The sequence below is a fragment of the Pseudomonas sp. UBA3153 genome (genome assembly GCF_002364635.1).
GTDB classification, from domain to species: domain Bacteria; phylum Pseudomonadota; class Gammaproteobacteria; order Pseudomonadales; family Pseudomonadaceae; genus Pseudomonas_O; species Pseudomonas_O kuykendallii.
Genome location: NZ_DEYR01000021.1, coordinates 1 through 20737 on the forward strand (window position 1 = coordinate 1; position 20737 = coordinate 20737).

The 20737-nt window shown below is 65.7% G+C and carries 17 protein-coding genes and 1 pseudogene; 11 read left to right on the plus strand and 7 right to left on the minus strand.

Features of this window, described 5'->3' with window-relative positions; translation table 11 throughout:
* Nucleotides 1-198, plus strand: a pseudogene (locus tag B2X67_RS04665) (23S rRNA pseudouridylate synthase B); the annotation flags it as partial.
* A 61-nt stretch (nt 199-259) separates the two neighbouring features.
* Here the strand turns inward: B2X67_RS04665 and B2X67_RS04670 are convergent.
* From B2X67_RS04670 to B2X67_RS04690, 5 genes are all read right to left on the minus strand, one after another.
* Complete coding sequence (locus B2X67_RS04670; RefSeq protein WP_286784753.1) at nt 260-1186, minus strand: GGDEF domain-containing protein; 927 nt, start codon at nt 1184-1186, stop codon at nt 260-262.
* A 218-nt stretch (nt 1187-1404) separates the two neighbouring features.
* A complete protein-coding gene (locus B2X67_RS04675) occupies nt 1405-2145 on the minus strand; it encodes a YciK family oxidoreductase (RefSeq protein WP_286784754.1) in 741 nt (246 codons plus the stop codon).
* A 73-nt stretch (nt 2146-2218) separates the two neighbouring features.
* Nucleotides 2219-2890 (minus strand): N-acetylmuramic acid 6-phosphate phosphatase MupP, encoded by a 672-nt coding sequence (gene mupP, locus B2X67_RS04680; RefSeq protein ID WP_282341109.1) that lies wholly within the window; start codon nt 2888-2890, stop codon nt 2219-2221.
* Between the two features lie 5 nt (nt 2891-2895).
* Nucleotides 2896-3594: a bifunctional 2-polyprenyl-6-hydroxyphenol methylase/3-demethylubiquinol 3-O-methyltransferase UbiG gene (gene ubiG, locus B2X67_RS04685; protein ID WP_286784755.1), complete on the minus strand. Its 699-nt coding sequence runs from the start codon at nt 3592-3594 to the stop codon at nt 2896-2898.
* A 122-nt stretch (nt 3595-3716) separates the two neighbouring features.
* Nucleotides 3717-5036, minus strand: a complete 1320-nt coding sequence (locus B2X67_RS04690; RefSeq protein WP_286784756.1) for a TRZ/ATZ family hydrolase — start codon at nt 5034-5036, stop codon at nt 3717-3719.
* A 192-nt stretch (nt 5037-5228) separates the two neighbouring features.
* Here B2X67_RS04690 and mtnA point away from each other — a divergent pair, with 192 nt between their 5' ends.
* The 9 genes from mtnA to rpsA all read left to right on the plus strand — a co-directional run bounded on the left by mtnA (nt 5229) and on the right by rpsA (nt 18126).
* Complete coding sequence (gene mtnA, locus B2X67_RS04695; protein WP_282341113.1) at nt 5229-6305, plus strand: S-methyl-5-thioribose-1-phosphate isomerase; 1077 nt, start codon at nt 5229-5231, stop codon at nt 6303-6305.
* 114 nt (nt 6306-6419) lie between these two features.
* A complete protein-coding gene (gyrA, locus tag B2X67_RS04700; protein WP_286784757.1) occupies nt 6420-9236 on the plus strand; it encodes a DNA gyrase subunit A in 2817 nt (938 codons plus the stop codon).
* 117 nt (nt 9237-9353) lie between these two features.
* Nucleotides 9354-10439 (plus strand): 3-phosphoserine/phosphohydroxythreonine transaminase, encoded by a 1086-nt coding sequence (gene serC / locus B2X67_RS04705; protein WP_282341116.1) that lies wholly within the window; start codon nt 9354-9356, stop codon nt 10437-10439.
* Nucleotides 10439-11545, plus strand: a complete 1107-nt coding sequence (pheA, locus tag B2X67_RS04710; RefSeq protein WP_090231731.1) for a prephenate dehydratase — start codon at nt 10439-10441, stop codon at nt 11543-11545. Before serC ends, pheA begins: the two co-directional genes overlap by 1 nt.
* 40 nt (nt 11546-11585) lie before the next feature.
* Nucleotides 11586-12203, plus strand: a complete 618-nt coding sequence (locus B2X67_RS04715; protein WP_286784758.1) for a YitT family protein — start codon at nt 11586-11588, stop codon at nt 12201-12203.
* A 33-nt stretch (nt 12204-12236) separates the two neighbouring features.
* Nucleotides 12237-13349 carry a histidinol-phosphate transaminase gene (gene hisC / locus B2X67_RS04720; protein ID WP_286784759.1) on the plus strand — a complete coding sequence of 371 codons (1113 nt, stop codon included), beginning with the start codon at nt 12237-12239 and terminating at the stop codon, nt 13347-13349.
* Nucleotide 13350: 1 nt separating this feature from the next.
* On the plus strand, nt 13351-15588 hold the full coding sequence (locus B2X67_RS04725; protein ID WP_286784785.1) for a bifunctional prephenate dehydrogenase/3-phosphoshikimate 1-carboxyvinyltransferase: 2238 nt from the start codon (nt 13351-13353) through the stop codon (nt 15586-15588).
* Nucleotides 15585-16274 (plus strand): (d)CMP kinase, encoded by a 690-nt coding sequence (cmk, locus tag B2X67_RS04730; RefSeq protein ID WP_282341123.1) that lies wholly within the window; start codon nt 15585-15587, stop codon nt 16272-16274. Before B2X67_RS04725 ends, cmk begins: the two co-directional genes overlap by 4 nt.
* Before the next feature lie 169 nt (nt 16275-16443).
* Complete coding sequence (gene rpsA, locus B2X67_RS04735) at nt 16444-18126, plus strand: 30S ribosomal protein S1 (protein WP_090231726.1); 1683 nt, start codon at nt 16444-16446, stop codon at nt 18124-18126.
* Between the two features lie 122 nt (nt 18127-18248).
* Here rpsA and B2X67_RS04740 read toward each other — a convergent pair whose 3' ends face one another.
* Nucleotides 18249-19211 (minus strand): autotransporter outer membrane beta-barrel domain-containing protein, encoded by a 963-nt coding sequence (locus tag B2X67_RS04740; RefSeq protein WP_286784760.1) that lies wholly within the window; start codon nt 19209-19211, stop codon nt 18249-18251.
* Nucleotides 19212-19984: 773 nt separating this feature from the next.
* The gene (locus tag B2X67_RS04745) at nt 19985-20209 is read right to left on the minus strand and encodes a hypothetical protein (protein ID WP_286784761.1); all 225 of its coding nucleotides are present in this window, start codon (nt 20207-20209) and stop codon (nt 19985-19987) included.
* Nucleotides 20210-20306: 97 nt separating this feature from the next.
* On the opposite strand from B2X67_RS04745, the gene ihfB reads away from it, so the two are divergent.
* A complete protein-coding gene (gene ihfB / locus B2X67_RS04750; protein WP_090231724.1) occupies nt 20307-20591 on the plus strand; it encodes an integration host factor subunit beta in 285 nt (94 codons plus the stop codon).
* Nucleotides 20592-20737: the final 146 nt, after the last annotated feature.

The window sequence follows — 20737 nt, forward strand, 5'->3', positions numbered from 1 at the left end:
TCGGAACGCAGCACGCCGCGCGGCGCCGGCAGCACCGTCGCCGAGCGGCCGCAGGATGTGAACAAGAAGCGCCGCCCTGCCGAAGACGCCGGCGGCGAACGTGGTGCGCCCCGCAAGGTGTCGGCGGGCGCTCCGGCCAAGCGCCGTGGCCCGGTGGCCGACGGCCAGCGTCCAGGCTTCGGTCGCAAGCGTCCGTAAACGGATGGCGTAACGAAAAACCCCGCTCTCGCGGGGTTTTTCGTTTCTGTGCTGGCGCTGCTCAGCCCGCCAGCATCATCCGGTTGCGGCCTTCGCGTTTGGCGGCATAAAGCGCATCGTCGGCGCGGCGGGTGAGGCTTTCCGCGGATTCGAGGGGTCGCAGCAGGGCGCAGCCCAGGCTGACCGACATCCTGATGGCCTGGCCCTGACTCAGGTATTGCAGTGTCTCGATGGTGCTGCGCAGGCGCTCGCCTACCAGGCTGGCGGCCTCGAGGGACGTGTTGGAGAGCAGCACCATGAATTCCTCGCCACCGAAACGGAAGATCATGTCGATGTTGCGCAGTTGGTTCTTCAGCGCGACGGAAACCGCGCGCAGCACGTCGTCGCCGACGCCGTGGCCGTAGCCATCGTTGATCAGCTTGAAGTGGTCGAGGTCGAGCATCAGCACGCACAGCGGCTGCGAATGACGGTGGGCCATGTCCACTTCGCGAGCCAGCGACTGGTTCATGGCGAAGCGGTTGCCGGTGCCGGTCAGCGGGTCGTGCAGGGCGTTCTGCAGGGCGCAACGGTAGAGCAGCGCATTGCGCAGCGGGAACACCAGGCAGGACAGCAGCGATTCCACCTGGCCAAGCTCGAAGTCGTCGAAACGCTGGTTGCGGCGGAACACCAGTTCTCCCATGTATTCGCCGGCCTGGTTGAGTTTGTAGCTGGCGCTGTGGGTGCCGCGTTCGCCGAACTGCAGGGAAAGCTCGCTGCGCGGATGGGAGAAGGTCATGGCGTCCAGCGGTACCAGGCGCTGAACCTCGCGGAAGAACACCTCGAGAATGCGCTCCACCTCCAGACTGGTCTGCAGCTGCAGGGTCAGTTGGCGGTGCAGCTCGCTCAGCGTTACCGGTAGCAGGGCAACGGGGCGAGATTCCGAGTAGCCCATGCGCTGCAGGCGGGCGGCGTCGAAATCGATCGTGTTCTTCTTGCTGGGAGGGACCATGAGCGCTCTTCCTTCAACGCTGGTATGCGTTTCGTGAGGGGACAAGAGCGAAATGTGTGCCAGGATATTTTTATCGTTATTTAACAGTGACTTGAGCGTCTCTTGCGGAGGCTGTGGCAAGATTTCGCCGGTTATCCGGCGCGCAATGGCCGCTATTTGGAAGGTACGTTGCCGCTTTCGACGTAAAACTGGCGGTGGCCCGGCCACCGCCCGCGTGCTCACTGGGCGTCGAACTGCTGGCCGTTGACGCCCTTGCTGTCCGGGCCCATCAGGTACAGATAGACCGGCATGATCGACTCCGGCTCCGGGTTGTTCGCCGGATTCTCGCCCGGGTAGGCATGGGCACGCATCGCGGTGCGGGTGGCGCCGGGATTGATGCTGTTGGAGCGCACGGCGCAGGTGCCGTCGACTTCGTCGGCGAGGACCTGCATCAGCCCCTCGGTGGCGAACTTGGAAACCGCGTAGGCGCCCCAGTAGGCGCGGCCCTTGCGGCCGACGCTGCTGGAGGTGAACACCACCGAGGCGTCCTCCGACAGCTTGAGCAACGGCAGCAGGGCGCTGGTGAGCATGAACATGGCGTTGACGTTGATCTGCATGACGCGCATGAAGTTCTCGCCCGAGAGCTGCTCGAGCGGCGTGCGCGGGCCGACGATGGACGCGTTGTGCAGCAGTCCGTCGAGGCGGCCGAATTCGCTTTCGATCATCGCCGCCAGTTCGCCGAACTGGTGCGGCTGGGCGGTTTCCAGGTTCAGCGGGATCACCGCGGCCCGCGGGTGGCCGGCCGCTTCGATCTCGTCGTAGATCAGGTTCAGGTTGTCTTCGTTGCTGCCCAGCAGCAACAGCGTCGCGCCATGCGCGGCATAGGCCTTGGCGGCGGCCGCACCGATGCCGCGGCCGGCGCCGGTGACCAGGATGATGCGGCCCTGCAGCAGATCGGGGCGGGCGGTGTAGTCGAACATGGAGGGCTCCTTCGGGCGCGGCACGCCTTGGCCGCGCGGGTGGCTAGCGGGTCGGTGGATGGAACGGCGCCTGTCAGCAGCCGCAGAGGGCGCGGTCGAGCAGGGCACGCAGTTCCAGCGGGTGGTCGATGACGGCATCGGCGCCCCAGCTGCGCGGGTTGTCCTGCGGATGGATGTAGCCGTAGCTGACGCCCACCGTGCGCGTGCCGGCGGCGCGGCCGGATTCGATGTCGCGCAGGTCGTCGCCGACGAACAGCACGCTGGCCGGCTCCAGCTCCAGGCGCTGGCAGGCCAGGGCGAGCATTTCCGGGTCCGGCTTGCTGTGGGTGACGTGGTCCGGGCAGATCAGCAGCGCCGAGCGCTCGGCCAGGCCGAGCCGCTGCATGATCGGTTCGGCGTAGCGCAGCGGCTTGTTGGTCACCACGCCCCAGATCAGCCCGGCCCTTTCGATATCGGCGAGCACCTCGGCCATGCCGTCGTAGAGGTGGCTGAAGGTCGCGCAGTGGCTCTGGTAGCGCTCGAGAAATTCAAGGCGCAGGGTCTCGAACGCGTCGGACAGCGGGTCGACCTCGAAGGCGCTGATCACCATCGCCCGCGCACCGCCGGACACCACGTCGCGCACCGTCTTGTCCTCGATCGGCGGCAGCGCGCGCGCGGCACGCATCGCCTGGATCACCGCGATGAAGTCGGGCGCGGTGTCCAGCAGGGTGCCGTCCATGTCGAAGAGCACTGCTCGAATGCGCATGCCGCTCACGCCTCCCTCAGGGTCTGGACCATGTAGTTGACGTCCACGTCCGGCGCCAGCCTGTAGCGCTTGCTCAGCGGGTTGTAGGTCAGGCCGATGATGTCGCGGACCTGCAGCCCGGCGTCGCGGCTCCAGGTGCCCAGCTCGGAAGGACGGATGAACTTGGCGAAGTCATGTGTGCCGCGCGGCAGCAGGCGCATCAGGTACTCGGCGCCGACGATGGCGAACAGCCAGGCCTTGGGGTTGCGGTTGATGGTGGAGAAGAAAACCTGGCCGCCGGGCCTGACCAGCGTGTGGCAGGCGCGGATCACCGAGGCCGGGTCGGGTACGTGCTCGAGCATTTCCAGGCAGGTGACCACGTCGAACTGGCCGGGCATTTCCGCCGCCATCGCTTCGGCGGTGATCTGCCGGTATTCCACCGGCACGCCGGATTCGAGCTGGTGCAGGCGTGCCACCGACAGCGGCGCCTCGCCCATGTCGATGCCGATCACCTCGGCGCCGCGCTGGGCCATGGCTTCGCTGAGGATGCCGCCGCCGCAGCCGATGTCGATGACCTTCTTGCCGGCCAGGCCGACGCGTTCGTCGATCCAGTTGACCCGCAGCGGGTTGATGTCGTGCAGGGGTTTGAACTCGCTTTCGCGGTCCCACCAGCGGTGGGCCAGGGCTTCGAATTTGGCGATTTCGGCGTGATCGACATTGCTCATGATGTAGTTCCATCGAAACGAGAAAGAGGAGGGCGCGGCCGGGCGGACATGTTGCCAGCTTGACGGCGTCGATAGGCTCATCGACGTCAGCCCAATGTATGCCAGTTTGTCGCAGGTCGGCGTCAGCCTCCGCGGATGCGCGAGCCCCACTGCCGCGCAGTGGCGATGATGCGTTGTTCGTCCATGCGGGTCAGGCGTCCGTCGTCGAGCAGTGGCTTGCCGCCGACCCAGACGTGCTTCACGCAGTCGCGCCCGCAGGCGTAGATCAGTTGCGATACCGGATCGTAAACCGGCTGCTGGGCCAGGCCGTTCAGGTCGAAGACGACCAGGTCGGCGAACTTGCCGACCTCCAGCGAACCGCAGCAGGCGTCCAGCCCGAGGGCGCGCGCGCCGTTGAGCGTGGCCATGCGCAGCGCGCGGTGCGCGTCCAGGGCGGTGGCCGAACCGGCGACGGCCTTGGCCAGCAGCGCGGCGGTGCGGGTTTCGCCCAGCAGGTCGAGGTCGTTGTTGCTGGCCGCGCCATCGGTGCCGAGGGCGACGTTGACACCGGCCTGCCAGAGTTTCTCGACGGGGCAGAAACCGCTGGCCAGCTTGAGATTGGACTCCGGGCAGTGGATCACGCTGCTGTTGCTTTCCACCAGCAGCGCCAGATCCTCGTCGTTCACCTGGGTCATGTGCACGGCCTGGAAGCGCGGGCCGAGCAGGCCGAGGCGGGCGATGCGCGCCAGCGGCCGCTCGCCGGTCCGCTCGACGGCCTGCTGCACCTCGCCGGCGGTTTCGTGGACATGCATATGAATGCCGACGTCCAGCTGATCGGCGAGCATCAGGATGTTCGCCAGCTTGTCGTCGCTCACCGTATAGGGCGCGTGCGGGCCGAAAGCGACCTTCAGACGCGGGTGGTGGCGTAGGTCGTCGAACAGCTCTAGGCCGCGGCGAATGGCGTCGGCCGGGTCCGCCGCGCCGGGGATCGGGAAGTCGAGGATCGGCAGGCTGATCTGCGCGCGCACGCCCGCGTTGTGCATCACCTCGCTGGCGATCTTCGGGTAGAAGTACTGGTCGCAGAAGCAGGTGATGCCGCCCTTGAGCTGTTCGGCGATCGCCAGCTCGGTGCCCGCGCGGACGAAGTCCTCGTCGACCCAGCGGCCCTCGGCCGGCCAGATGTGCTGCTCCAGCCAGCTCTGCAGCGGCAGGTCGTCGGCGAAGCCACGGAACAGGCTCATGGCCGCGTGGCCGTGGGCGTTGATCAGTCCCGGCGCGAGCAGCATGCCGGGCAGCTCGCGGATTTCTGTCGCCGGCTGGCGCAGGGTCTCGGCGCGTGGCGCGATGAGCACGATGCGTCCGTCGCGGATGCCCAGGCCGTGGTCGCTGAGGACCACGCCCGCCGGCTCCACCGGAACCAGCCAGGACGGCAGCAGCAACAGGTCGAGGGGCGCGTCGGGCATGGGCTGGCGTTCCAGGTCAGGGGGCCGGACAGTGTATTGAAGCCGCACGGGGCTGGAAAGGCGAAGGCAGCGGTCGGTCGGCTCGCCCGCCACCGCGTCGCCCGCCACCGCGTCGCCCGCCACCGCGTCGCCCGCCACCGCCGTAGGCTTGTGCGTATAATTCGCCGCTTTTGTTCCGGTACGAGGTTGAGCATGCGCGAGCAATTGCTGGCGGCAGAGAAGGTCACGTCCATCGAATGGCGCGCGGGCGAGCTGCGTCTGCTCGACCAGCGCCGGCTGCCGCTGGAGGAAACCTGGCTCACCTTCGACTCGGCCGCCGGTGTCGCTGAGGCGATTCGCGGCATGCTCGTGCGGGGGGCGCCGGTGATCGGCATCGCCGCGGCCTACGGGCTGGTGCTCGGCGCGCGGGCGCGCCTGGCGCAGGGCGGCGACTGGCGCGCCGGGCTGGAGGCGGACTTCGCCGTGCTGAAGGGCGCCAGACCGACCGCGGTCAACCTGTCCTGGGCGCTGAACCGCCTGCGCGAACGGCTCGACAAGCTCAAGCACGGCGAAGACCCGCTGAAGGCGCTGGAAGCCGAAGCCATGGCCATCCACCTCAGCGACCGCGAGGCCAACCTGACCATGGCCCAGCTGGGCATGGAGCTGATTCGCAAGCAGCAGGGCAACCTGCAGACGCTGCTGACTCACTGCAACACCGGCGCGCTCGCCACCGGTGGCTTCGGTACCGCGCTCGGGGTGATTCGCGCGGCCTTCCTCGAGGGGCTGGTGGAGCGCGTCTACGTCGACGAAACCCGGCCCTGGCTGCAGGGCTCGCGCCTGACCGCTTGGGAGCTGGCCAGCGAAGGCATCCCGCTGAGCCTCGGCGTCGACTCCGCCGCCGCGCACCTGATGAAGACCAAGGGCATCACCTGGGTCATCGTCGGCGCCGACCGGATCACCGCCAACGGCGACGTGGCGAGCAAGATCGGCACCTATCAACTGGCCGTTTGTGCCATGCACCACGGCGTGCGCTTCATGGTCGTGGCGCCCAGCTCGAGCATCGACATGGCGCTGGAGAGCGGCGACGACATTCCCCTCGAGGAGCGCGACGGCGCAGAGCTGCTTGAGGTCGGCGGCGTGCGCGTCGCTGCCGGCGTCGAGGCGCTGAATCCGGTGTTCGATGTCACCCCGGCCGACCTGATCGACGCCATCGTCACCGAGAAGGGCGTGGTCGAACGCCCCGACGCGACGAAGATGGCCGCCCTGATGAGCCGAAAGCGCCTGCACTGAAGGGGCGCCTGCTCATCCATTCGACACGTCTCTAGGCGGCTTTCGAACGCCGCCTTGTGATAATATCCCGCGCTTATTCGCAGCACCTCGCAGACAAAAGGAACCAGGCTTCTCATGGGTGAACTGGCCAAAGAAATCCTCCCGGTCAATATCGAAGACGAGCTGAAACAGTCCTATCTCGACTACGCGATGAGTGTGATCGTCGGGCGTGCCCTGCCGGATGCGCGCGACGGCCTGAAGCCCGTGCATCGGCGCGTGCTGTTCGCCATGAGCGAACTGGGTAACGACTGGAACAAGCCGTACAAGAAATCCGCCCGTGTGGTCGGTGACGTGATCGGTAAGTATCACCCGCACGGCGACACCGCCGTGTACGACACCATCGTGCGCATGGCCCAGCCGTTCTCGCTGCGCTACCTGCTGGTCGACGGTCAGGGCAACTTCGGTTCGGTGGACGGCGACAACGCCGCGGCCATGCGATACACCGAAGTGCGCATGACCAAGCTGGCCCACGAGCTGCTGGCCGACCTGCAGAAGGAAACCGTCGACTGGGTGCCGAACTACGACGGCACCGAGATGATCCCCGCGGTGATGCCGACCAAGATCCCCAACCTGCTGGTCAACGGCTCGTCGGGTATCGCCGTGGGCATGGCCACCAACATCCCGCCGCACAACCTCGGCGAAGTGATCGACGGCTGCCTGGCGCTGATGGACAACGCCGAGCTGACCGTCGACGAACTGATGCACTACATTCCCGGCCCGGACTTCCCCACCGCGGGGATCATCAACGGCCGTGCCGGCATCATCGAGGCCTACCGCACCGGTCGCGGGCGCATCTATATCCGCGCGCGCGCCGAGATCGAGGACATCGACAAGGCCGGTGGCCGCCAGCAGATCGTCATCCGCGAACTGCCGTACCAACTGAACAAGGCGCGTCTGATCGAGAAGATCGCCGAGCTGGTCAAAGAGAAGAAGATCGAAGGCATCACCGAGCTGCGCGACGAGTCCGACAAGGACGGCATGCGCGTGGTCATCGAGCTGCGTCGCGGCGAAGTGCCGGAGGTGATCCTCAACAACCTCTACGCCCAGACCCAGCTGCAGAGCGTGTTCGGTATCAACGTGGTGGCGCTGGTCGACGGCCAGCCGCGCACGATGAACCTCAAGGACATGCTCGAGGTGTTCATCCGCCACCGCCGCGAAGTGGTGACCCGGCGTACCGTGTTCGAGCTGCGCAAGGCGCGCGAGCGCGGCCACATCCTCGAAGGCCAGGCGGTCGCGCTGTCCAACATCGACCCGGTGATCGAGCTGATCAAGGCATCGCCAACGCCGGGCGAAGCCAAGGAACGCCTGATCGCCCGCGCTTGGGAATCCAGCGCCGTCGAGGCGATGGTCGAGCGCGCCGGTGCCGATTCCTGCCGTCCGGACGATCTCGATCCGCAGTACGGCCTGCGCGACGGCAAGTACTACCTGTCGCCCGACCAGGCCCAGGCGATCCTCGATCTGCGCCTGCACCGCCTGACCGGCCTGGAGCACGAGAAGCTGCTGGCCGAGTACCAGGAAATCCTCACCCTGATCGGCGAGCTGATCCGTATCCTGACCAACCCCGTGCGCCTGATGGAAGTCATCCGCGAGGAGCTGGAAGGTGTCAAGGCCGAGTTCGGCGACAAGCGTCGCACCGAAATCGTCGCCTCGCAGGTCGACCTGACCATCGCCGACCTGATCACCGAAGAGGACCGCGTGGTAACCATCTCCCACGGCGGCTACGCCAAGTCCCAGCCGCTTCACGCCTACCAGGCGCAGCGTCGTGGTGGCCGCGGCAAGGCGGCGACCGGGGTCAAGGAAGAGGACTACGTCGAACACCTGCTGGTCGCCAATAGCCACGCCACGCTGTTGCTGTTCTCCAGCAAGGGCAAGGTCTACTGGATGAAGACCTACGAAATCCCCGAAGCCTCGCGCACCGCGCGTGGCCGGCCGCTGGTCAACCTGCTGCCGCTGAGCGAAGGCGAGCGCATTACCGCGATGCTGCAGGTCGACCTTGATGCGGTGCGTCAGCAACTGCCGGAAGGCGAAGACGCCGATGATGTCATCGAAGGCGTACTGGCCGAGCCGGAAGAGATCGAGGAAGTCGGCGAAGACGAAGAGGGCGACGACGAAACCGCCGACGAGCCCACCGGCAGCTACATCTTCATGGCCACCGCCAACGGCACCGTGAAGAAGACCCCGCTGGTGCAGTTCAGCAAGCCGCGCAGCGTCGGCCTGATCGCCCTGAAGCTGGAAGAGGGCGACACCCTGATCGCCGCCGCCGTCACCGACGGTGCGCAGGACGTGATGATGTTCTCCGACGGCGGCAAGGTGATCCGCTTCAAGGAAAGCAAGGTGCGCATCATGGGCCGTAACGCCCGTGGCGTGCGCGGCATGCGCCTGCCGGAAGGCCAGCACATCATCTCCATGCTGATCCCCGAGCCCAACGCGCAGATTCTCACCGCCTCGGCGCGTGGCTACGGCAAACGCACCGCGATCGCCGAGTTCCCGCGCCGCGGACGTGGCGGCCAGGGCGTGATCGCCATGGTCAGCAACGAGCGCAACGGCATTCTGGTGGGCGCCATCCAGGTCCAGGAAGGCGAGGAGATCATGCTGATTTCCGACCAGGGCACGCTGGTGCGTACCCGCGTCTCCGAGGTGTCCTCGCTGGGCCGCAACACCCAGGGCGTGACCCTGATCAAACTCGCCAAGGACGAAACCCTGGTCGGTCTGGAGCGGGTGCAGGAGCCTTCGGTCGAGGAAGACCTCGAGGAAAACGAAGCGGCTCTGGCCGAGGACGTGCTCGACAAGGAGCTGCCCGTGGTCAGCGCCGAGCCGGACGAGGATGAACTGCTCGGTGGCGGCGGCGACGTGTCGCCGGACGTGGTCCCCGGTGACGGCGAAGACGAGTAACGTCGGCGGCGTTCCCGTGCAGGCAGGGGCCGGGCGGCGACGTCCGGGCTTCTGCCCGCAACGCGGGGTTCGAACGAGTGAAAGGGCCAAGCCCTGCTTTTTTGAGAGACATCAACGATGAGCAATCGCGCTTTCAACTTCTGCGCCGGCCCGGCCGCGCTTCCCGAGGCGGTACTGAAACGTGCCCAGGCCGAACTCCTCGACTGGAACGGCAAGGGCCTTTCGGTGATGGAGATGAGCCATCGCAGCGACGACTACACGACGATCGCGGTCAAGGCCGAGCAGGACCTTCGCGACCTGCTGTCGGTGCCGGCGAACTACAAGGTGCTGTTCCTCCAGGGCGGCGCCAGTCAGCAGTTCGCTGAAATCCCGCTGAACCTGTTGCCCGAAGGCGCTTCGGCCGACTACATCGACACCGGCATCTGGTCGCGCAAGGCCGTCGAAGAGGCGCGCCGCTACGGCAAGGTCAACATCGCCGCCAGCGCCAAGCCGTACGACTACTTCGCCATCCCGCCGCAGAGCGAATGGCAGCTGGATGCGAAGGCCGCCTACGTGCATTACGCCTCCAACGAGACCATCGGCGGCCTGGAATTCAACTGGATTCCCGAAACCGGCGACGTGCCGCTGGTGGTGGACATGTCCTCGGACATCCTCTCGCGCCCCCTCGACGTGTCGAAGTTCGGCCTGATCTACGCCGGCGCGCAGAAGAACATCGGTCCCAGCGGCCTGGTCGTGGTGATCGTTCGCGAAGACCTGCTCGGTCACGCGCGCAGCGTCTGCCCGACCATGCTCGACTACAAGATCGCGGCCGACAATGGCTCGATGTACAACACCCCGGCGACTTTCTCCTGGTACCTCTCCGGGCTGGTCTTCGAGTGGCTCAAGGAGCAGGGCGGGGTCGCCGCCATGGAACAGCGCAACCGCGCGAAGAAGGAACGTCTGTACGGCTTCATCGACGCCAGCGGCCTGTACAGCAACCCGATCACCGGTGAGGCGCGTTCGTGGATGAACGTGCCGTTCCGCCTCGCCGACGAGCGCCTGGACAAGGATTTCCTCGCCGGCGCCGATGCCCGCGGGCTGCTCAACCTCAAGGGGCACCGCTCGGTGGGCGGCATGCGCGCGTCCATCTACAACGCCCTCGGCCTGGACGCCATCGAGGCGCTGGTCGGCTACATGGCGGAGTTCGAGAAGGAGCGTGGCTGATGTCCGATGCGAACTCCGAGCTTGAGCTGAAGGCGCTGCGGGTACGCATCGACAAGCTCGACGAGAAGATCCTCGAGTTGATCAGCGACCGTGCGCGCTGCGCCGAAGAGGTCGCCCGGGTCAAGATGGCCGCGCTGGCCGAAGGCGAGGTGCCGGTGTTCTACCGGCCCGAGCGCGAGGCGCAGGTGCTCAAGCGCGTGATGGAACGCAACAAGGGCCCGCTCAGCAACGAGGAGATGGCACGGCTGTTCCGTGAGGTCATGTCGTCCTGCCTGGCCCTGGAGAATCCGCTGAAGGTCGCCTACCTCGGCCCCGAGGGCACCTTCACCCAGGCCGCGGCGATCAAGCATTTCGGCAACGCGGTGATCAGCACGCCGATGGCCGCCATCGACGAGGTGTTCCGCGAGGTTGCCGCAGGTGCGGTCAATTTCGGCGTGGTGCCGGTGGAAAACTCCACCGAGGGCGCGGTTAACCACACGCTGGACAGCTTCCTCGAGCACGACATGGTGATCTGCGGTGAAGTCGAGCTGCGCATCCACCATCACCTGCTGGTCGGCGACAACACCAAGACCGACAACATCAGCCGCATCTATTCGCACGCCCAGTCCCTGGCGCAGTGCCGCAAGTGGCTCGATGCGCACTACCCGAACGTCGAGCGCGTGGCGGTTTCCAGCAACGCCGACGCCGCCAAGCGGGTCAAGGGCGAGTGGAGCTCGGCGGCCATCGCCGGCGACATGGCGGCCAGCCTCTACGGCCTGACCAAGCTGCAGGAGAAGATCGAGGACCGCCCGGACAACTCCACGCGCTTCCTCATCATCGGCAACCAGGAAGTCCCGCCGACCGGCGACGACAAGACCTCGGTGATCGTCTCCATGCGCAACAAGCCCGGCGCGCTGCACGAGCTGCTGGTGCCGTTCCACAGCAACGGCATCGACCTGACGCGCATCGAGACGCGCCCGTCGCGCAGCGGCAAGTGGACCTACGTGTTCTTCATCGACTTCGTCGGCCACCACAAGGACCCGCTGATCAAGGACCTGCTCGAGCGCCTCAGCCAGGAAGCGGTCGCGGTGAAAGTGCTGGGTTCCTACCCCAAGGCCGTGCTCTGAACGGCGCGCGGCACCTGGCGCGCCCGTGCGGAGTGGCGGCATGACGCTGGAAAGCACGCCGGCCGACCGCCACAGCCTGTTCGAGGATGCCCAGGCGCTGGTCAGCGGCACCCTGATGATCGCCCTGGCGATCAATCTCTATCGTGCCGCCGGCCTGCTCACCGGCGGCACCGCGGGGCTGGCGTTCCTCACCCAGTACACCGGCGTGGTCAGCTTCGGCGTGGCCTTTTTCGTGATCAACCTGCCGTTCTACTGGCTGGCGATCCGGCGCATGGGCTGGCCGTTCACGCTGCGTACCCTGACGTCGGTGACCCTGGTCTCGCTGTTCGCCGACCTGACCCCGCGACTGATCGGTTTCCAGGCGCTCAACTCGCTGTATGCCAGTATTCTGGGCGGCATCCTGATGGGCATCGGCCTGCTGATCCTGTTCCGCCACCGGGCAAGCCTGGGCGGCGTGAACATCGCGGTGCTCTATCTCCAGGATCATTTCGGCTGGCGCGCCGGCAAGGTGCAGATGGTCATCGATTGCCTGATCCTGCTGGTGGCGCTGTTCGTCGTCGATCTGCACGCCATCGCGCTGTCGATCGTCGGCGCGGTGGTACTGAACATGGTGCTGGCGGTCAATCACCGGCCAGGCCGCTATTCGGCAATCAGTTGACCGGCGCGCGGCGCCGCTTGAACAGAGGTTCGCATGAGTTGTGATTTCCTTCGTCTGGCCCAGCCCGGCGTGCAGAAGCTGTCCCCCTACGTGCCGGGCAAACCGGTCGACGAGCTGGCGCGCGAGCTTGGCCTGGAGCCGGCGAGCATCGTCAAGCTGGCCAGCAACGAGAATCCGTTGGGCCCCGGCGAAAAAGCGCTGGCGGCGATCCGCGCCGAACTGGCCGAACTGACCCGCTACCCCGACGGCAACGGCTTCGAGCTGAAGCACAAGCTCGCCGAACGCTGCCGGGTGACGGCCGCGCAGGTGACCCTGGGCAACGGCTCCAACGACATCCTCGAACTGGTCGCGCGTGCCTACCTGGCGCCGGGCCTGAACGCGGTGTTCAGCCAGCACGCGTTCGCCGTCTACCCGATCGTCACCCAGGCCGTCGGCGCCGAAGGCCGCTCGGTCGCGGCGAGGCACTGGGGCCACGATCTGCCGGCGATGCTCGCGGCGATCGACGAGAACACCCGCGTGGTGTTCATCGCCAACCCGAACAACCCGACCGGTACCTGGTTCGGCCCGGCGGCGCTGGCCGATTTCCTTGCCCAGGTGCCCGAGCGGGTGCTGGTGGTGCTGGACGAGGCCTACATCGAGTACGCCGAGGGCGACGAGCTGCCCGACGGCCTCGATTACCTGGCGCAGTATCCCAACCTGCTGGTCTCGCGGACCTTCTCCAAGGCTTACGGCCTGGCCGCGTTGCGCGTCGGTTACGGGTTGTCGTCGACGCAGATCGCCGACGTGCTGAACCGCGTGCGCCAGCCCTTCAACGTCAACAGCCTGGCCCTGAGCGCCGCCTGCGCCGCGCTCGACGACGCCGAATACCTGCAGCGCAGCCGCGAGCTGAACGATGCCGGCATGCAGCAGCTCGAGCAGGGCTTCCGCGCGCTGGACCTGCAGTGGATCGCTTCGAAGGCCAACTTCATCGCCGTCGATCTCGGCCGCGATGCGGCGCCGGTCTACCAGGCGCTGCTGCGCGAAGGCGTGATCGTGCGGCCGGTCGGCGCCTACGGCATGCCCAATCACCTGCGCATCTCCATCGGCCTGGCCGAAGAGAACGCCCGTTGCCTGGATGCGCTGGGACGGATTCTCGCCCGTGGCTGATATGACGCCGCTGCCACAGGCCGGGCGCGCGCTCGGCCGCCTGGTGGTGGTCGGGCTCGGCCTGATCGGCGGCTCGTTCGCCAAGGGCCTGCGCGAGAAAGGCCTGTTCGGCGAAGTGGTGGGATTCGACCTCGATCCGCAATCGCGCCGCCTGGCGGTGGAGCAGGGCGTGGTCGATCGCTGCGAGACCGACCTGGCCGCCGCCTGCCGCGCCGCCGATGTGATCCAGTTGGCCGTGCCGATCCTGGCGATGGAAAAAGTCCTCGGCGAACTGGCCCGGCTCGACCTCGGCAACGCCGTGCTCACCGATGTCGGCAGCGCCAAGGGCAACGTGGTGCGTGCCGCCGTCGAGGCCTTCGGCGACATGCCGGCGCGCTTCGTCCCCGGCCATCCGATCGCCGGCTCCGAGCGCAGCGGCGTCGAAGCGGCCGACGGCGCGCTGTTCCGCCGCCACAAGGTGATCCTCACGCCGCTGGCCTCCACCGACGGCGAGGCCCTGGCGCTGGTCGACCGGCTCTGGCGCGAACTGGGCGCGGACGTCGAACACATGGACGTCGAACACCACGATCAGGTGCTCGCCGCCACCAGCCACCTGCCGCATCTGCTGGCCTTCGGCTTGGTGGACTCGCTGGCCAAACGCAGCGAGAACCTGGAAATCTTCCGCTACGCCGCCGGTGGTTTTCGCGATTTCACCCGCATCGCCGGCAGCGATCCGGTGATGTGGCACGACATCTTCCTCGCCAACCGCGACGCCGTGCTGCGTACGCTCGACGCCTTCCGTGGCGATCTCGACGCCTTGCGCGAGGCGATCGACAGTGGCGACGGCCATCAGTTGCTCGGCGTGTTCACTCGCGCCCGCGTCGCCCGCGAGCATTTCGGCAAGATTCTCGCCCGGCGTGCCTACGTCGATTCGGTGCAGGCCAACGGCGACCTCGTATTCCTCGCCCAACCCGGCGGGCGCGTCAGCGGCAGCATTCGGGTGCCGGGCGACAAGTCGATTTCCCACCGTTCGATCGTGCTCGGCTCGCTGGCCGAAGGCACCACCGAGATCGACGGTTTCCTCGAAGGCGAGGACGCCCTGGCGACGTTGCAGGCGTTCCGCGACATGGGCGTGGTGATCGAGGGGCCGCACCACGGCCGCGTGACCATCCATGGCGTCGGGCTGCACGGCCTGAAGGCGCCGCCGGGGCCGCTGTATCTGGGCAATTCCGGCACGTCGATGCGCCTGCTCAGCGGGCTGCTGGCGGCGCAGCCGTTCGACAGCGTGCTGACCGGCGACGAGTCGCTGTCGAAGCGTCCGATGGGGCGCATCGCCGAACCGTTACGCCAGATGGGCGCGCAGGTCGAGACCGCCGCCGATGGTCGTCCGCCGCTGAGCATTCGTGGCGGCCAACGCCTGCAAGGGCTGAATTATGCGATGCCGATGGCCAGTGCCCAGGTCAAATCCTGCCTGCTGCTCGCCGGTCTGTACGCCACGGGAAACACCTCAGTGACCGAGCCGGCGCCGACCCGCGACCACACCGAGCGCATGTTGCGTGGCTTCGGTTATCCGCTGACGGTGGATGGCGCCACGGTGACCATCGCGCCCGGCCACAGGCTGCAGGCCTGCGCCATCGAAGTGCCGGCGGACATTTCCTCGGCGGCGTTCTTCCTGGTCGCCGCCAGCATCGCCGAAGGCTCGGAAGTGCTGCTGCGGCACGTCGGCGTCAATCCGACGCGCACCGGCGTGATCGACATCCTGCGGCTGATGGGCGCGGATATCACTCTGGAGAATCCGCGTGACGTCGGCGGCGAACCGGTGGCGGACATCCGCGTGCGCGCCGCGCGCCTGCAGGGCATCGAGATTCCACGGCACCTGGTGCCACTGGCCATCGACGAGTTCCCGGTGCTGTTCATCGCCGCCGCGGTGGCGTTTGGACGCACCGTACTGCGTGGCGCCGAGGAGCTTCGGGTCAAGGAGTCCGACCGTATCCAGGTCATGGCCGATGGCTTGCTCGCCCTCGGCGTGAAGGCCGAGGCGACGGCCGATGGCATCGTCATCGAGGGTGGCACCCTGGGCGGCGGCGAGGTCTACAGCCATGGCGATCATCGCATCGCGATGGCCTTCAGTGTGGCCGCATTGCGCGCCAGCGCGCCGATCCGCATCCACGACTGCGCCAATGTGGCGACATCTTTCCCCAACTTCCTCGCCCTGGCGGCGGAAGTCGGCATCCGAGTAAGCGAAGAGGGCGCATCATGAACACCCAGGCACCAGTCATAGCCATCGATGGACCGGGCGGTTCGGGCAAGGGCACCATCGCCGGCCTGCTGGCCCGGCATCTCGGCTGGAATCTGCTGGATTCCGGCGCGCTCTATCGCCTGCTGGCGTTCGCCGCGCGCAACCACGGCGTCGATCTGACCAACGAGGAAGCGCTCAAGGTGCTGGCCGCGCACCTCGACGTGCAGTTCGCCGTCGCCGCGCCGGGGCAGGAGCAGCACATCATTCTCGAAGGCGAGGAAGTCACCCAGGCGATCCGCAACGAGCAGATCGGCGCCGCCGCATCGCAGGTCGCCGCGCTGCCGGCGGTGCGCGATGCGCTGCTGCAGCGCCAGCGTGCGTTTCAGGAGAATCCGGGGCTGGTGGCGGACGGCCGGGACATGGGAACGGTGGTGTTTCCGGACGCGCCGCTGAAGATATTCCTCACCGCCAGCGTCGAGGAACGTGCCCGCCGCCGGTACATGCAGTTGAAGGCCAAGGGTGATGATGTTAGTCTTGCGAGTCTTCTTGATGAGATCCGTGAGCGCGACGAACGCGATACCCAACGAGCGGTAGCGCCTCTGAAGCCGGCGCATGATGCGATCATGCTGGATTCCACGGTGCTTTCCATCGAGCAGGTGCTTGAAAAGATTCTCAGCGAAGTCGCCAGGCGCGATCTCGCCGAGTAACCAGGCCGCAGCAGCCGTCCGCGAAAGCGCCGGAACTGTAGGCCCGACAAGGAGGCGTGCGGGAGACCAGTCCTAGTCCCGCAGGCCTCTTTTTACATGAACGTATCCCACGTTGTCTGGAATGTGGCAGATGGGCGTTTTCTCCGCCCTTGAACCAACAGGAATCAACATGAGCGAAAGCTTTGCAGAACTTTTTGAAGAAAGCCTGAAGTCCCTCGACATGCAGCCGGGCGCCATCATCACCGGCATCGTGGTCGACATCGATGGTGACTGGGTCACTGTCCATGCCGGTCTGAAATCCGAGGGCGTCATCCCGGTCGAGCAGTTCTACAACGAACAGGGCGAGCTGACCATCAGCGTGGGTGACGAAGTTCACGTTGCGCTGGACGCGGTTGAAGACGGCTTCGGTGAAACCAAGCTGTCCCGCGAAAAAGCCAAGCGTGCAGAGTGCTGGATCGTTCTGGAAGCGGCTTTCGCAGCGGAAGAAGTTGTCAAGGGCGTCATCAACGGCAAGGTCAAAGGCGGTTTCACCGTCGACGTCAACGGTATCCGTGCGTTCCTGCCAGGCTCCCTGGTGGATGTCCGCCCTGTGCGCGACACCACTCACCTCGAAGGCAAGGAACTCGAGTTCAAGGTCATCAAGCTCGACCAGAAGCGCAACAACGTTGTCGTTTCCCGTCGCAGTGTCCTGGAAGCCGAGAACAGCGCTGAGCGTGAAGCTCTGCTGGAATCCCTGCAGGAAGGTCAGCAAGTCAAAGGTATCGTCAAGAACCTCACCGACTACGGCGCATTCGTCGACCTCGGTGGCGTGGACGGCCTGCTGCACATCACCGACATGGCTTGGAAACGCATCAAGCACCCGTCGGAGATCGTCAACGTTGGCGACGAGATCGACGTCAAGGTTCTCAAGTTCGACCGCGAGCGCAACCGCGTATCGCTGGGCCTGAAGCAACTGGGCGAAGACCCATGGGTTGCCATCAAAGCCCGTTACCCGGAAGGCACCCGTGTCACCGCCAAGGTCACCAACCTCACCGACTACGGCTGCTTCGCCGAGCTGGAAGAGGGCGTGGAAGGCCTGGTGCACGTTTCCGAGATGGATTGGACCAACAAGAACATCCACCCGTCCAAAGTCGTTCAGGTTGGCGACGAAGTGGAAGTTCAGGTTCTCGACATCGACGAAGAGCGTCGTCGTATCTCCCTGGGTATCAAGCAGTGCAAATCCAACCCGTGGGAAGATTTCTCGAGCCGCTTCAACAAGGGCGACAAGATCTCCGGCACCATCAAGTCGATCACCGATTTCGGTATTTTCATCGGCTTGGAAGGCGGCATCGACGGTCTGGTTCACCTGTCCGACATCTCCTGGAACGAAGTCGGTGAAGAAGCCGTTCGCCGCTTCAAGAAGGGCGACGAGCTCGACACCGTCATCCTCTCGGTCGATCCGGAGCGCGAGCGCATCTCCCTGGGCATCAAGCAGCTGGAGGACGATCCGTTCTCCAACTACGCGTCGCTCAATGAGAAAGGCACCATCGTTCGCGGCACCGTGAAAGAAGTTGACGCCAAAGGCGCCATCATCGATCTGGGCAACGATATCGAAGCGACCCTGAAAGCCTCCGAAATCAGCCGCGACCGCATCGAAGATGCGCGCAACGTGCTGAAAGAAGGCGACGAAGTCGAGGCCAAGATCATCAGCATCGACCGTAAGAGCCGCGTAATCAGCCTCTCCATCAAGTCCAAAGACGTCGAAGACGAAAAAGACGCGATGAAAGAGCTGCGTACCAAGCAGGAAACCGAGAGCACCGGTCCGACCACCATTGGTGATCTGATCCGCGCTCAGATGGAAAGCCAGAACTGAGTTCTAGCGATCCAGAGAAAAAGGGCGACTTCGGTCGCCCTTTTTTGTGCCTGCGATAAACCACTGCGATCCGGCGGACGGCAATTCAGAAGCTGTAGGCGTAGGTCAGGCTGACGGCATGGTCACGGCTCCTGTCGGAAAACTGGCCGGCGTAGTTGGCCGAAAGACGGCTGCGTGCCGAGATCGCCATGTCCACGCCGGCACCGACCAGCGCTGCGTACCTCGCCATGGGCGCGCCCTCCACCTTGAAGCTGTCCCCGCCCAGGGCGAAGCGCATGCTGGGCATCGCCCTGGGCGTTGCCGAAGGCATGCTGCCAGCCGACGGAGCCGCGAACGATCAGATCCGCCTCCTGGCCCAGGTCGATGTGCCTCGCCGCGCGCAGGCCAACGGTGGATTGGGTGATGGACTGGTCGCCATCCGAACGCAGGCTCGCGTCGCCGCCTTTCTCCTTGATCGTGTCGCTCTTGTAGCGGCTGTGGCTGAGACCGACGAAGGGCTCCAGCGCGACCATTTGGGTATCGATCACGTAGCTCAGTTCACCGAACACCTGTGCTGTGTGGGCGTCGTAACCGGCCTTGGCGCGCTCCGAGAAGCCACTGAAGGCGACATCGCGGCGGCTGTCGATCTCGTGCATCGCATAGGAGGCACCGAAGCGCGCGTTGAAGTTGCCTTCGCGGTAGGACGAGTAGGCCGCCAGGTGATAGGTGTCGACATCGCTCTTCGAGCCGCGGGCGCTGGCGTCCAGCATGGTCTCGGCATAGCCGGCGGCGACGCCGACGCGCCACTGTTCGTCGAGCTTCTGATCGAAGCTGAACAGGATGCCGGAGCTGCGCCGTTCGAGCTCGGCGGTGTTGCTGTCGCCCTTGAGCTTGCCGCGGCTCGCCAGCGTCTGGTCCCACAGGCTTTCATCGCCCCTTCCGGCAGGCTCGTCACCAATGGCCATGCTCCAGCCGGACACCTGCCCGCCGCACGGTTCGTTCAGGTTGCGATCCAGGCCGGAGGGCGAGAGCAGGGCGCGGGCGTCCATCCGGCCGCCGCTGGAGCAGGATTGACGCAGGCGATCGGTGACCGCCGAGGCGATCATTCGCGCCGCTTCGATCAGCGCGGATGTGGTGCTGGCATGGATTTCCCCGCTCAATTCCCACCAGCGTTCCAGTCTGGAGGTCGATGCTGCCGTCGCAGGTGTTCGCACCGCTGAGGGTCAGCGAGCCGGCTTCTGTCTTGATCAGCTCGGCGCCGCCGCTCAGCACGCCGGCGCAGGTATCGGTGACGCCGCTGTGCTGCTGGAACTCGACCTGGGTGCCGGCTGCGGTGCGCTGTAGCTGCTGCTGGTGAGGAGGAGGTCGCCGAGGCCGTCCTTGATCAGGCTGCCGCCGATGCTCAATGCGGCGCCGGGCTGGATGTTCTGGGCCAGGTCGATACCGGCCACGTTGAGGTTCAGTGTCGCCGTGCCGCTGACGCTGAACGTACCGCCGGGCGCCCAGCGTGGCGTCGTTGTCGACGACCAGGGGGCCGCCGTAGAGTTGCGCTCCGCCGGTGTAGGCATTTGTGCCGTTGAGCGTCGCACTGCTCTGCCCGTCGAGCAGGCCGCCGGTGCCACCGCCTTGCCGCTCGCGGAGTTCCAGGGCCAGCGTGTTGTTGCCACCGGCCCCGCCATCGATCGCCCCGGCGGTGGCGAAGGCGAGGTTCAGCCCCACCACGTTGAGCACATCCAGCGCCAGGCCGCCGCTGCCATTCACGGTGGAAACGGTCACCGCGGTGATGGTGTTGGTGCCCATCGACACGCTGCCACTGATGGTTCCCGCGTTCGGGAAGGTGCTGCCTCGCTGTCGCTCTGCAGGGCGACGCGCCCGTTGATCACACCACTCGCCTCGTTGGTCGCGCGCCTGGGCGCCGCCCTACAGCGCCATCAACGGTGTTTTGCCCGGCAACAGGGGACATGCCGAGGACGAGCATCGAACTGATGGTTCCGGCGGTGGTGAGCGTGGTGGCGCCGCCGCTGCCGTTGGCGATGCTGACGGCAATGCCGTTGAGGTTGCGGATGGCCCAGCAGGCCGAAGGGTGAAATTCTTTTCGAATCATCGAGCTAGACGCTTTTCCAGACTGTTCAAAGTCTGTTCAGCGTGCTAAAACCGAAGCTCCCGTAATGATCTAGCCGCTTGAAAAAGAAGGGAAAACCATGACCAAGTCGGAGTTGATCGAGCGAATCGTCACTCACCAGGGTCAGCTTTCATCCAAGGATGTCGAGCTGGCGATCAAGACCATGCTGGAACAAATGTCCCAGGCGCTGGCCACTGGCGACCGCATCGAGATCCGCGGCTTCGGCAGCTTCTCCCTCCACTACCGCGCGCCCCGCGTCGGCCGCAACCCAAAAACCGGCCAGTCGGTTACTCTGGACGGAAAGTTCGTCCCGCATTTCAAGCCTGGGAAAGAGCTGCGCGATCGGGTGAATGAGGATGAGTGAGTACTTCTCGGTAGCTTGAGCGCTTCACATGCCGATCAGTCGGTGTTACTGGCAATTTGTCATCATTGTTAGCGTCGTCTTTGCTGAAACGCCCTGACCGATGGCGCTCCGCCAAATATTTCCCCAAAAAGCAGAAATTCGGCTTG

What these genes read in the sequence shown, in the direction of transcription:
- B2X67_RS04670 (WP_286784753.1), bottom strand. Translation starts at nt 1,186, where the DNA reads ATGGTCCCTCCCAGCAAGAAGAACACGATCGATTTCGACGCCGCCCGC.
- B2X67_RS04675 (WP_286784754.1), bottom strand. Translation starts at nt 2,145, where the DNA reads ATGTTCGACTACACCGCCCGCCCCGATCTGCTGCAGGGCCGCATCATC.
- mupP (WP_282341109.1), bottom strand. Translation starts at nt 2,890, where the DNA reads ATGCGCATTCGAGCAGTGCTCTTCGACATGGACGGCACCCTGCTGGAC.
- ubiG (WP_286784755.1), bottom strand. Translation starts at nt 3,594, where the DNA reads ATGAGCAATGTCGATCACGCCGAAATCGCCAAATTCGAAGCCCTGGCC.
- B2X67_RS04690 (WP_286784756.1), bottom strand. Translation starts at nt 5,036, where the DNA reads ATGCCCGACGCGCCCCTCGACCTGTTGCTGCTGCCGTCCTGGCTGGTT.
- mtnA (WP_282341113.1), top strand. Translation starts at nt 5,229, where the DNA reads ATGCGCGAGCAATTGCTGGCGGCAGAGAAGGTCACGTCCATCGAATGG.
- gyrA (WP_286784757.1), top strand. Translation starts at nt 6,420, where the DNA reads ATGGGTGAACTGGCCAAAGAAATCCTCCCGGTCAATATCGAAGACGAG.
- serC (WP_282341116.1), top strand. Translation starts at nt 9,354, where the DNA reads ATGAGCAATCGCGCTTTCAACTTCTGCGCCGGCCCGGCCGCGCTTCCC.
- pheA (WP_090231731.1), top strand. Translation starts at nt 10,439, where the DNA reads ATGTCCGATGCGAACTCCGAGCTTGAGCTGAAGGCGCTGCGGGTACGC.
- B2X67_RS04715 (WP_286784758.1), top strand. Translation starts at nt 11,586, where the DNA reads ATGACGCTGGAAAGCACGCCGGCCGACCGCCACAGCCTGTTCGAGGAT.
- hisC (WP_286784759.1), top strand. Translation starts at nt 12,237, where the DNA reads ATGAGTTGTGATTTCCTTCGTCTGGCCCAGCCCGGCGTGCAGAAGCTG.
- B2X67_RS04725 (WP_286784785.1), top strand. Translation starts at nt 13,351, where the DNA reads ATGACGCCGCTGCCACAGGCCGGGCGCGCGCTCGGCCGCCTGGTGGTG.
- cmk (WP_282341123.1), top strand. Translation starts at nt 15,585, where the DNA reads ATGAACACCCAGGCACCAGTCATAGCCATCGATGGACCGGGCGGTTCG.
- rpsA (WP_090231726.1), top strand. Translation starts at nt 16,444, where the DNA reads ATGAGCGAAAGCTTTGCAGAACTTTTTGAAGAAAGCCTGAAGTCCCTC.
- B2X67_RS04740 (WP_286784760.1), bottom strand. Translation starts at nt 19,211, where the DNA reads ATGATCGCCTCGGCGGTCACCGATCGCCTGCGTCAATCCTGCTCCAGC.
- B2X67_RS04745 (WP_286784761.1), bottom strand. Translation starts at nt 20,209, where the DNA reads ATGATTCGAAAAGAATTTCACCCTTCGGCCTGCTGGGCCATCCGCAAC.
- ihfB (WP_090231724.1), top strand. Translation starts at nt 20,307, where the DNA reads ATGACCAAGTCGGAGTTGATCGAGCGAATCGTCACTCACCAGGGTCAG.